Genomic DNA, 11,704 nt, shown 5'->3' on the forward strand with positions numbered 1-11,704 from the left:
ATTTATTTCGTATTTTTATTATTTCTTTGCAATGCATTGTTTAACTGTCTTTGCAATCCGGTCAGCCGTTAATCCAAAATATTCATACAACACTGGTGCTGGCGCTGATTCGCCAAAGGTATCTACGCCATGAACTGCTGCGCAGCCATACTTCCACCAGAAATCACTCACGCCCGCTTCAACTGCAATGCGCGGAATATTCGCAGGCAATACTTTTGCTTTGTAGGCAGCATCCTGTTGATCAAAAACAGTGGTTGAAGGTATCGAAACCACGCGAATACCTAAACCTTCTTTTTCCAACTGCTGCACAGTTTGTAATGCAAGCGCAATTTCAGAACCAGTCGCAATAATGACTGCATCAATCTTGCCAGAAGGATCACGCAAAACGTAACCGCCACGAGCGATTTCTTTAATTTGTGCAGGGGTACGAGATACAAATGGGCAATTCTGACGACTAAAGATTAGGGCGCTAGGTCCATTCTTACGTTCAATGGCTGAGCCCCAGGCTACAGCACTCTCTGTGGTGTCACAAGGACGCCAAACCATGAGGTTTGGAATAAGGCGCAAGCTAGCAACATGCTCTACAGACTGATGGGTTGGACCATCTTCACCCAGGCCAATTGAGTCGTGGGTGAAGACAAAAATACTGCGCAACTTCATCAATGCAGCCATACGCAAAGCGTTACGACTGTAATCGGAGAAAGTTAAGAATGTGCCGCCAAATGGGATATATCCACCATGCAAGGCAATACCGTTCATGATGGCGCTCATGCCAAATTCACGCACGCCATAGTTGATGTGATTACCCCATTGATCAGCGCGCACAGGTTTGCATGAAGGCCAATTAGTTAGGTTGGATCCTGTTAAGTCGGCAGAGCCTCCCATGAATTCTGGCAAGGCAGGTGCCAAAGCTTCGATCGCGTTCTGGCTTGCTTTACGAGTCGCAATGGTTTCTGCTTTAGTTTGGCAAGTTTTTAAGTACGCATTTAATGTAGATGAAAAATCTTGAGATAAATCACCCGCCATACGACGTTGCAATTCAGCAGCAAGTTCTGGAAATTTGTTTTTGTATTTCTGAAATTCTTTATTCCACTCGTATTCGGCAGCTTGACCGCGCTTTTTAAAATCCCATGCCGCATAAATATCTTTTGGAATTTCAAATGGCGCGTATGGCCAATTCAATGCAACACGAGTTTCAGCAATTTCAGTCGCGCCCAGTGGCGAGCCATGCACTTTATCGCTGCCAGCCATATTTGGCGAGCCTTGACCAATCGCGGTCTTGCAGCAAATCAGGGTTGGCTTATCGCTCTTTTTAGCCTTTGCAATCGCAGCTGATACAGCCTCTGCATCATGCCCATCAACAGCGCGAATGACGTTCCAGCCATAAGCCTCAAAACGCTTTGGCGTATCTTCGTTAAACCAAGAAACGACTTTGCCATCAATCGAGATGCCATTGTCATCCCACAATGCAATTAACTTATTGAGTTTGAGTGTGCCAGCCAAAGAACATACTTCATGGCTAATGCCCTCCATCAAACAACCATCACCTAAAAAAACATAGGTGAAGTGATCAACAATATTAAAGCCAGGACGATTAAATTCTTCTGCCAATAATTTTTCAGCAAGCGCCATTCCTACTGCATTCGAAATTCCTTGACCCAATGGACCCGTAGTTGTTTCTACGCCGGGAGTAATTCCATACTCAGGATGTCCCGGAGTTTTGCTATGCAATTGACGGAAATTTTTCAACTCCTCAATCGGCAAGTCGTAACCAGAAAGATGCAAGAGTGAGTACAGCAACATTGATCCATGGCCATTGGATAAAACGAAACGATCACGATCAATCCAATGTGGATCTGTTGGATTATGTTTTAAATGTTCATTCCAAAGACCAACAGCAATATCTGCCATACCCATTGGCATGCCAGGGTGACCTGAATTTGCCTGCTGTACTGCATCCATGGATAAGGCGCGAATGGCATTTGCCATACGAATTTGAAGATTTGACATCGTAAAAGTGGTCTCTGGAAAATTAATTGGCTATATTTCAGTAATGCCTCAATTTTATCTTCCCGGACCATGGGAATCCCAAAAGCCAACCGCCCTCCCCCCAGAGGTTGCCCACCATTTGCGCGTGAGACGTGTCCAAGCAGGGGAATTTTTCCCTGCATTTGATGGAAAAGGCCAGGTAGCCAAGGGGGAACTACTCTCTTTGAACGGAAAAACGGGTCAAGTTCAGTTGACGGATATCCGCACAGATACCCACCGCGAGACCCCATATGCCATTACTTTGGCTCAAGGCTTAGCTGGTGGCGACAAAATGGACTGGATTGTTGAAAAAGCAGTAGAGACTGGCGCCCAAAATATTGCCCCAATGCAATGTGAGCGCTCAATCCTCAAGCTCACCCGCTCTAGCGACCAGGAACGCGCCCAAAAGCGTCTAGCCCACTGGGAAGGGATCATTCAAGCTGCATGCGAACAATGCGACCGCACCGTCTTTGCAAGCCTGGAACCCATTCAAACGTTTGAAGCGTATTTGAAGGCGAGCCCCAAACCCGCACTTAAGTTATTACTCAGTCCAGATGCCACCAAAAGCCTGTATTCAGTGCTAATACAAAATGATCCCCAAGATATCGTCTTAATGATCGGCCCCGAAGGAGGTCATACCCCTGAAGAGGAGGCACAAGCGCAAGCAGCAGGCTATCAATTGGTTTCACTGGGGGAGCGGGTACTCAGAACAGAAACAGCGGGTGTAGTGGCTATTACAGCCGTACACAGCATATGGAATCCTGAAATGCAAAATCGCCTCAAATAGAGGCGATTTATAGGGCTTACAAGACTTTAGCGATTAAGCAAAAGAATAGAAGACGCGGTATGGAGTGCGGCGCTCGGCCCAGAAATCAACGGCATCGCGGAAAACATCCAACAATGTTTCACGAGCTTCTTTGTCAAACTTCTGAGTGCAAGGCAGTCCTTCGAGCACCACTACAAATCCAGGCTGTGGGCCAGACTTGTCTACGGTAGTCGTCAAGGCATCTAACAAAGGATCGTAATTTTTTGCCTGCTGCTTAGTAAATTTGTAGGCAATCGCAATTGACTCCAATACTTCACCTTTAGTCATAGCATTGGCGCAATTGGCATAAATAAAGTGTTGACCCAATTCAGTTGCCGCTTCCTGCAAATCAGGAGTGCGGAAAGCGCGAATGGATTGAACGATATTAGGGCGCACACTGCGCAACATTGCCGGCGGTCCGGCATCGCGAACGGCCAAAGCGGCACGCCAAGAAGCTGTCACTTTTTTCCCCGAAACTTGATTTGCTGCATAGGTTTGTAAACGAGATAAACCGCCTTCAGCATAAATGTTGGCAGCGGATGATTCGGTTTCCAGTCGATCATTGCTATCCCAACTTTCAGCACGGCTATGTTCATCGAAGCTGGCTGTATTGCTGTTTTCAGAGCGATTATTCATGATGGGTGCTAGGTTACCCGTAACACGCCATCAAATCAAGCCCAAATACAGTGCATTTTATGTAAAGCACTGATTTATATAGAAATAACATATGTAAGTTATTGCTAACTTACATATGTTACCGATTCTTACGTAATGCCTCTGGCGTTGCTCGCTGCCTCTACAACCGCCAAAGTTGTCACATTCACAATACGGCGCACAGTTGCGGCTGGAGTGAGAATGTGAATTGGCTTAGCAACGCCTAGCAACAAGGGGCCGATTGCAATGCCATTGCCTGCTGCTGTTTTTAGCAAGTTATAAGAAATATTGGCAGCATCGATATTTGGCAGGACCAATAGGTTGGCATCGCCCTTCAGTGAAGATGAAGATACTGCACCTTCACGAATGCTTGCATCTAAAGCGCTATCGCCATGCATTTCTCCGTCAACCTCTAAAGTTGGATCTGCCTTTTGGAGCAATGCCAACACTTCACGCATCTTGACTGCAGAAGGGGCGTTGCTAGAACCAAAATTGGAATGGGAAAGTAATGCAACTTTAGGAGCTAGTCCTAGCTTTCTCATTTCACTTGCAGCCATGAGAGTGAGGTCTGCTAACTGTTCAGCAGTAGGATCAAGATTGATATGAGTATCCACTAAAAATACTTGGCGACCGGGAAGAATCAAACCTGACATCGCACCATATACATTTGCACCAGGCTCATGCCCAATCACTTCATCAATATATTTCAAGTGCGTAGCGATATTGCCGACTGTGCCAGAAATCATGCCATCGGCAAAGCCTTTTTGAATCAACAGACTTCCAATCAAGCTATTGCGGCGACGCACTTCCAACTTAGCAAACGACTGAGTTACACCCTTACGCTCTGTGAGTGCAAGGTAGGTTTGCCAGAAATCACGGAAGCGTGAATCATTCTCTGGATTCACAATCTCAAAGTCATCTCCCGCCTTCATACGCAGGCCAAACTTCTCGATACGATGCTCGATCACTGCTGGGCGACCAATCAGAATTGGGGTAGCAAGATGCTCATCAATGATGATCTGCACTGCACGCAATACACGCTCATCTTCACCCTCAGCGAACACAATACGTTTTTGATTTGCTGGTACACGTTTAGCAATGCTAAAGAGTGGCTTCATCAAAGTACCTGAGTGGTACACGAATTGCTGCAACTGATTGCGATAGGCATCGAAATCTTTAATCGGACGTGAAGCCACGCCATCATCCATTGCCGCCTTAGCAACCGCAGGAGCAATGACTGTAATGAGACGTGGATCAAATGGTTTTGGAATTAAATACTCCGGGCCAAAGGATAAGTTATCGAGACCGTAAACAGAAGCAACCACTTCGCTCTGTTCTGCTTGAGCCAATTCCGCTACTGCCTTTACAGCTGCGACTTCCATGCCACGGGTAATCGTTGTTGCACCCACATCCAATGCGCCGCGGAAGATGAACGGGAAACACAAAACGTTATTCACTTGGTTCGGATAATCAGTACGGCCCGTTGCCATCACTGCATCTGGACGAACCGCTTTTACTTCTTCAGGCAAGATTTCTGGGGTTGGATTTGCCAAGGCATAAACCAATGGCTTCGGCGCCATCTTCTTCACCATGTCTTGCTTAAGCACACCGCCAGCAGAAAGACCTAAGAAAATATCTGCACCTTCAATCGCTTGATCAAGCGTGCGCAAATCCGTATCTTGGCAGAACGGCTCCTTTTCAGGGTCCATCAACTCTTTACGGCCTTTGTATGCAACACCAGCCAAGTCAGTAACCCAAATATTTTTACGCTGAATACCTAAATCAACCAATAGGTCTAAGCAAGCTAGCGCAGCAGCACCCGCCCCTGAGGTAACCAACTTAACTTCTTCTACTTTTTTACCAACCACCTTCAAACCATTGATGATGGCGGCTGCAACCACAATCGCTGTACCGTGTTGGTCATCATGAAAGACTGGGATCTTCATGCGTGCTTGCAACTTACGCTCAACGACAAAACAATCAGGCGCTTTAATATCTTCTAAATTAATGCCGCCAAACGTTGGCTCTAGTGCCGCAATAATTTCTACTAACTTATCGGGATCGCTTTCATTAACTTCGATATCGAAAACGTCAATGCCAGCAAACTTCTTAAAAAGAACCGCTTTACCTTCCATCACCGGCTTACTTGCCAGCGGTCCAATATTTCCCAAACCTAAAACAGCAGTACCGTTGGTAATAACGCCAACTAAATTTCCACGGGCGGTGTACTTGAATGCATTTGCCGGATCTTTAACAATCTCTTCGCAAGGAGCTGCAACGCCAGGCGTGTATGCAAGGGCTAAGTCTCGTTGATTGGTTAATTGCTTTGTTGGTGCAATTTCAATTTTTCCCGGAGTCGGAAACTCGTGGTACTGAAGCGCTGCCTCTCTTAAGGCTGCAATTTGTTGCTCTTTATTATTTTCTTTGCTCATCCACTAACTCGCTAAGTTCTGTCTTATCTTCATTTAGTTAAGACTTATAAGACTTCAATTCTATTCCTCTCGGACATTCACCTCATAACCGCCATAAAATGGGGCATGTCTTCTCGCTCCACCCCCCTCGGTGAATTTGACCTGATTGAACGTTTTTTCAAAACGGGCGCGGATTCAACGCGCTCTAAAGCAGATCAAAGTGTTACCTTGGGTATTGGTGATGACTGCGCCCTGATCAAACCACCAGAAAATGAAGAAATAGCCATTACCAGCGATATGTTGGTGGAGGGCAGGCACTTTTTTGCTGGCGCCGATGCCGCCCTATTGGCCCGCAAAGCCCTAGCAGTTAACCTTTCAGACCTCGCAGCCATGGGGGCAAGTCCGCTGGGGTTTACTTTGGCAATCGCCCTACCAAAAGTAGATGAAGTCTGGCTAGAAGCTTTCTCTAAAGGGCTTTTTGCCATTGCTAAGGAGTATTCCTGCCCCCTTATCGGCGGCGATACCACTGCAGGCCCCCTAACCATCTCGATCACCGCCTTTGGCAGCATCCCTGCCGGCAATGCTATTCGCAGATCTGGAGCAAAGACGGGTGATGACGTTTGGGTCTCGGGTTCGGTTGGAGATGCCAGACTTACTCTTGCTGCACTGCGTCATGAAATAAATCTATCTAGCGAAGATTTACAACGAATCGAAAACCATATGCATCAACCAAAGCCGCGCATTGAATTAGGCATTCAATTAAGAAATGTGGCGAGCGCAGCTTTAGATATCTCTGATGGCTTGTTAGGTGATTTACGCCATATCTTGAAGCAATCGCAAGTGGATGCGCAAATTCATCTGGGCCAACTACCAAAATCGAACATCTTGAAAAAACAAGAATCTTCTATTCAAAATTTATTTGCTGCATGTGGTGGTGATGATTATGAGCTTTGCTTTACTGCACCATCAAGCCAGCAGAAAAAAATACAGGAGATTGGTAAGTCACTTCACTTGCCACTAACACTGATTGGAAAAATACTTCCGAAAAAAGATGATCAGGCAAGAGTATATTTACTAGATGCATCAGGAGCTCTCCTGAGTGATTCACAAGCAGCTCCTTTCCTCAACTCATTTGACCACTTCGCACGATGACCAATGTTGAGCATTCCGCAGAAGTGATACCAAACTTCAAATGGGTTTTTCAAACTGCCAGTCGCACTATTGCCTTTGGCTTTGGTAGCGGATTAAGCCCTGTAGCTCCAGGCACTGCCGGCACGCTCTGGGCCTGGGCTGCATTTCTAATAGGTGAATACTTTTTCAGTACGGCAGACTTTCTCTGGATCATTGGTGGCGGCATTTTGCTCGGCTGCTGGATCTGCGGCCATGTCAGCGAAGAGCTTGGTAAAAAAGATTTTGGCGGTATTGTTTGGGATGAGATCGTCGCGTTCTGGCTGGTGCTTATCTTCATCATGCCAGCTAATGCTTGGATGCAGTTTATTGCTTTTGCGCTATTCCGATTTTTTGATGCCATCAAACCAGGACCTATTGGCATGATTGATCGTCACTTTAAAAATACAGCAAGTAATAGCACTCAGCGATCAAGCTTCTTGCAAATCATTTGGCGAGGGTTTGGAATTGTGGTGGATGATCTTGCTGCTGCATTTTGTACACTGCTCGCAGTAGCCTTGATACAGTTTCTCACTAGATAATGAACTCAATTGATCTCACCAAAACATTAGCCGAGATTTTGCTTTCTAGAAATTGGATGGTGTCGCTCGCAGAATCTTGTACTGGTGGTCTTGTATCTGCCACCCTGACTGAACTTGCAGGCTCAAGCGAGTGGTTTGAACGTGGCTATATCACTTACAGCAATGAAGCAAAAACGGAGTGCCTGGCGGTCCCAGCTCAGCTAATTGAGTCCTATGGGGCTGTCAGCGAGCCAGTGGCTAAGGCCATGGCCGAAGGTGCGCGGATCAATTCAGGAAGTGATGTAGCTATTTCTGTCACTGGGATTGCCGGCCCGTCAGGCGGGACCGCTGAGAAGCCCGTAGGCACAGTCTGTTTTGGCTGGGCGACTGAAAATCAAACCCTCACTAAAACCATGCATTTTGACGGTGATCGTCAAGCAGTAAGGCAGCAAGCAACCGAATTTGCACTGACTGAGTTAATCGCACTACTCAGAAGTTAAGCGCAAATACAGACTGCTAATTACTTCATCCAGCCTTTGCTGTGGAAATACCAGAGTGGAATGATTGCTGAAATTACCATTGCAACAATCGCCATTGGATAACCCCAAGTCGCATCTAACTCAGGCATGTGCTTGTAGTTCATACCCCAAATACTGGCAAGCAAGGTTGGTGGCATTAAGGCTACCGATACCACCGAGAAGATCTTGATGATCTTGGATTGGTTCAAGTTAATAAAACCTACGGTAGCATCCATCAAGAAGTTAATCTTATCGAATAAGAAAGCAGTATGGTTTTCCAGAGAGTCGATATCGCGCAAAATTTGACGCGCTTCCTCCTGCTGCTCATCAGAAAGTAACTTGCTGCGCATAAGGAAGGACAAGGCTCTGCGGGTATCCATCACGTTACGACGAATGCGTCCGTTGGTATCTTCCTCTTTGGCAATGGTTTCGAGGACTTGCTCGGCATCCGCATCATTAATATCATCTTGCAAGACTCGTTTACCAGCTTGCTCCAGGTTTTCATAAACCTCTTCCAAGGCATCAGCAGAATACTCAGCATCGGTTGAATACAAATCTAGCAACACATCTTTTGCATTGCTCACTGAACCAGGACGCAAACGGGCACGCAAGCGAACTAAACGGAACACTGGCAAATCTTCGTCATGAATTGAGAACAGCACTTGCTTGGTCAGAACAAACGCTACTCTAACGTTGCGAGAGGTTTCTTCTTCATCCAATAAGAAATCAGTACGGATGTGGAGGTGGCCATCATCTGCTTCAAAATAACGCGCAGACGCTTCTAAGTCACCCAAGTCATCCAACTCAGGCAAAAGTACGCCAAATGCCTCTTTAATCCAAATTAATTCCTCTTCTTCTGGATCAACCACGTCAATCCAGATAGGATTGGCATATTGCAATAATTCATTGCGATCTTCGACTTGCTCTTGGGAGAGGCGGCCATTTTGCAGGACGAACAAGTTGATCATGGTGAACTCCTAAGGAATGTGCGCTAGTTTATCCTATCGAACATGACAGTTTCACTAAAATAAGCCAAATCCAATGAACTCTCGCTTAAATACCTTTAACCAGCAACTCCAATCCGCATGGGCTTCCCAAGGCAGCATGCTGTGTGTTGGTTTTGACCCGGATCCAAAGCGCTTGCCCCTCCCCATACAAGGGAATGCCGAGGGCATCTATGAGTTCTGCCGAGAAATCGCAGATGCGACCGCGGATTTGGTCTGCGCCTTCAAACCTCAATTTGCTTACTTTGCCTCCCAAAGAGCAGAGGCTCAACTAGAAAAACTAATCAAGCACCTCAAAGATAAATACCCCCACATCCCAGTCATCCTGGATTCCAAACGTGGAGATATCGGCAGCACTGCTGACCATTACGCTCTGGAGGCCTTTGATCGATACGGCGCTGATGCTGTAACCGTGAACCCATACATGGGCTTTGACACGATCGAGCCCTACCTAAAGCACGCAGGCAAAGGAGTTATTGTCCTCTGCCGCACATCCAACCCTGGCGGGTCAGATTTGCAGTTCCTGAATGTGGCACCCAATGGCGAGCCTCTTTATCTGCATGTGGCTAAGCTGGCTGCACAACAGTGGAATAGTTCTGATCAGATCAGCCTGGTAGTCGGCGCTACTTTCCCAGAAGAAATTGCCAAGGTACGCGCCATTGTTGGTGATATGCCCTTATTGATTCCAGGGATAGGTGCTCAAGGTGGTGATATTGATGCCACTGTCAGCGCGGGAAAAATAACCGGCAAACCAGGAGCAGGGATGATCATCAATTCTTCCCGAGCGATTCTGTATGCCAGCTCAGGCGCTGATTTTGCTGAAGCGGCTAGAGTCGTTGCCATGAGTACTCGGGATGCACTTCGAGCAGCTGCAAACAAATAGTTAAATAAAACAAGAAATTATTTACCCGCACCGCTCTTTGGATAAGGCGCCAAGGCAACTCTATCCATATTTTCTAAGACAAATTCTTGGCGAGCGGAATAATTAATACTTCCTCGACGGCAATACTGCTGCTTGTCAAAACACTTTGGCGCTGGCAGCGCTGAAGCTAGAGCAGCAGCTTGGTCCCGATCTAGGGCTGCTGGACTTGTAGCAAAATAATGCTGAGAGGCGGCACCAACTCCAAAAATGCCTTCACCCCACTCTACCGAATTGAGATAAATCTCAAACAATCTCTGCTTAGAAAGTATTAATTCCAAAAGCCCGGTAATGATGAGCTCCTGGCCCTTGCGCAAATAATGTTGCTCTGAACAAAGAAATAAATTTTTTGCTAATTGCTGGGTAATAGTAGATCCACCCCGTAACGCTATTTTGGATTTATTGCCTGTTTGGGTTTTTTGCTGATTCTGCTGTTGATTTTTCTGCCAGGCTTTTTGCATATCCTCAACTCGCACACCCTTGTGTTGAAAGAAGATATCGTCTTCACTGACTAAAACAGCGCGCTTGAGATTGTTCGAGATCTTGTCATAAGGCACCCAATGAGATTGCACTGGACAGGTCCAATGCCAAGTACATAAGCGCCAACGCTCAGCCCTCTGAAACGCAGTGCTACTGGGATCTAAGCTCATCCATAAAGCAATTTGCAGAGCAAAAAAGATTTGCATGGCAATAAACCCTGCGAGCAAACACTTCACTGGATATAGAAGCCAGCGCATCAGGGCAAATTAACTGCGTAACTCTGCTAAGACTGCGCGGGGGTAAATTGCACTCGCTAATTGCGCACCCCGCCATAGCAAGAATGCATCAGCCGCTTGCTCAACCAACATTCCAAGGCCATCACTTACGCGAGCACCTCGTTGTAAGGCCTGCTGCATGAAGGCAGTAGTTTTACCGTAGACCATGTCATAAGCGAAAGAGCTGGGCACAAAAATATTAGCTACCGCTTCGGGCGTCAATGGAGACTCGTCGGTTAAACCAGCAGCAGTAGCGTTAATGACCAAATCAAATGGATGCTGAGTTTTTGCAACATCCTCCAAATCAGCCAAAGTACGCGACTCCAGCGCTACCTCCTTAGAGCCGGCTAAATCTGCAAATAGCTTAACCAACTCATCCGCTTTTGCGCTGGAACGATTGGCAATGATGAGGGACTTAGGAGATTGCTCAAGCAAAGGACCTATTACACCCCGTGCAGCCCCACCAGCACCGATCAATAAAATACGAGCACTATGCAGTGCAATACCTTGAGCCAGTAAATCGCGCACTAGACCAGCACCGTCGGTATTGTCACCAAAAATTTTGCCTTCCGTCTTCCACAAAGTGTTAACGGCACCCGCCAATTGAGCACGCGGTGTTAATACATCAGCCAAATTTTGAGCATCTAACTTGAAAGGTACCGTTACATTCATGCCTTTGCCGCCTGCAGTAAAAAATGCTTTAGCTGCTTGAGCAAATGAACCTATTTCAGGCTGAAGACGGCCATAGTGCATCCGTTGCTTTGCTTGCTCTGCAAACCGTTGATGAATTGAGGGAGACTTGCTGTGAGAAATCGGATTACCCGCAACCGCATAGACATCCACGCCAGCAAAAAGGCTTGGATCGGTGTGTAGGGAGGCGGTATCAGTAGAGCTCATGATGACTACAGAATAAGCGAATTTG

11 protein-coding genes are annotated in these 11,704 nt (G+C 46.6%); 5 read left to right on the forward strand and 6 right to left on the reverse strand.

Annotation, left to right across the window (positions count from 1 at the left end; translation table 11 throughout):
* Positions 1-18 precede the first annotated feature (18 nt).
* Positions 19-2,010, reverse strand: a complete 1,992-nt coding sequence (gene tkt / locus AOC28_RS07465; RefSeq protein WP_072583342.1) for a transketolase — start codon at positions 2,008-2,010, stop codon at positions 19-21.
* A 43-nt stretch (positions 2,011-2,053) separates the two neighbouring features.
* Here tkt and AOC28_RS07470 point away from each other — a divergent pair, with 43 nt between their 5' ends.
* The gene (locus AOC28_RS07470; RefSeq protein WP_072583440.1) at positions 2,054-2,815 is read left to right on the forward strand and encodes a 16S rRNA (uracil(1498)-N(3))-methyltransferase; all 762 of its coding nucleotides are present in this window, start codon (positions 2,054-2,056) and stop codon (positions 2,813-2,815) included.
* A gap of 33 nt (positions 2,816-2,848) precedes the next feature.
* Here the strand turns inward: AOC28_RS07470 and AOC28_RS07475 are convergent, their stop codons facing one another.
* Together AOC28_RS07475 and AOC28_RS07480 are read right to left on the reverse strand one after the other, a co-directional pair.
* Positions 2,849-3,469: a barstar family protein gene (locus AOC28_RS07475; protein ID WP_072583343.1), complete on the reverse strand. Its 621-nt coding sequence runs from the start codon at positions 3,467-3,469 to the stop codon at positions 2,849-2,851.
* 128 nt (positions 3,470-3,597) lie between these two features.
* On the reverse strand, positions 3,598-5,919 hold the full coding sequence (locus tag AOC28_RS07480) for an NADP-dependent malic enzyme (protein ID WP_072583344.1): 2,322 nt from the start codon (positions 5,917-5,919) through the stop codon (positions 3,598-3,600).
* A gap of 105 nt (positions 5,920-6,024) precedes the next feature.
* Here AOC28_RS07480 and thiL point away from each other — a divergent pair, with 105 nt between their 5' ends.
* Genes thiL through AOC28_RS07495 form a run of 3 tightly spaced genes read left to right on the forward strand, consistent with a single transcriptional unit; the run spans position 6,025 to position 8,086 of the window.
* Positions 6,025-7,050 (forward strand): thiamine-phosphate kinase, encoded by a 1,026-nt coding sequence (gene thiL, locus AOC28_RS07485; RefSeq protein ID WP_072583345.1) that lies wholly within the window; start codon positions 6,025-6,027, stop codon positions 7,048-7,050.
* Entirely contained in the window at positions 7,047-7,607 is a 561-nt protein-coding gene (locus tag AOC28_RS07490; RefSeq protein WP_072583346.1) for a phosphatidylglycerophosphatase A, read from the forward strand. The genes thiL and AOC28_RS07490 overlap by 4 nt, the downstream gene beginning before the upstream one ends.
* Entirely contained in the window at positions 7,607-8,086 is a 480-nt protein-coding gene (locus tag AOC28_RS07495) for a CinA family protein (protein ID WP_072583347.1), read from the forward strand. Before AOC28_RS07490 ends, AOC28_RS07495 begins: the two co-directional genes overlap by 1 nt.
* Positions 8,087-8,106: 20 nt before the next feature.
* Here the strand turns inward: AOC28_RS07495 and corA are convergent, their stop codons facing one another.
* On the reverse strand, positions 8,107-9,072 hold the full coding sequence (gene corA / locus AOC28_RS07500; RefSeq protein WP_072583348.1) for a magnesium/cobalt transporter CorA: 966 nt from the start codon (positions 9,070-9,072) through the stop codon (positions 8,107-8,109).
* Positions 9,073-9,145: 73 nt separating this feature from the next.
* On the opposite strand from corA, the gene pyrF reads away from it, so the two are divergent.
* Positions 9,146-9,991, forward strand: a complete 846-nt coding sequence (gene pyrF, locus AOC28_RS07505) for an orotidine-5'-phosphate decarboxylase (protein ID WP_072583349.1) — start codon at positions 9,146-9,148, stop codon at positions 9,989-9,991.
* Positions 9,992-10,008: 17 nt separating this feature from the next.
* On the opposite strand, the gene mtgA is transcribed toward pyrF, so the two are convergent.
* The gene (gene mtgA, locus AOC28_RS07510) at positions 10,009-10,764 is read right to left on the reverse strand and encodes a monofunctional biosynthetic peptidoglycan transglycosylase (RefSeq protein ID WP_072583350.1); all 756 of its coding nucleotides are present in this window, start codon (positions 10,762-10,764) and stop codon (positions 10,009-10,011) included.
* 9 nt (positions 10,765-10,773) lie between these two features.
* Entirely contained in the window at positions 10,774-11,679 is a 906-nt protein-coding gene (gene aroE, locus AOC28_RS07515; RefSeq protein ID WP_072583351.1) for a shikimate dehydrogenase, read from the reverse strand.
* Between the last annotated feature and the right edge of the window lie 25 nt (positions 11,680-11,704).

This window comes from Polynucleobacter sp. MWH-Adler-W8, from assembly GCF_001889925.1.
In the GTDB taxonomy this organism is placed as follows: Bacteria; Pseudomonadota; Gammaproteobacteria; order Burkholderiales; family Burkholderiaceae; genus Polynucleobacter.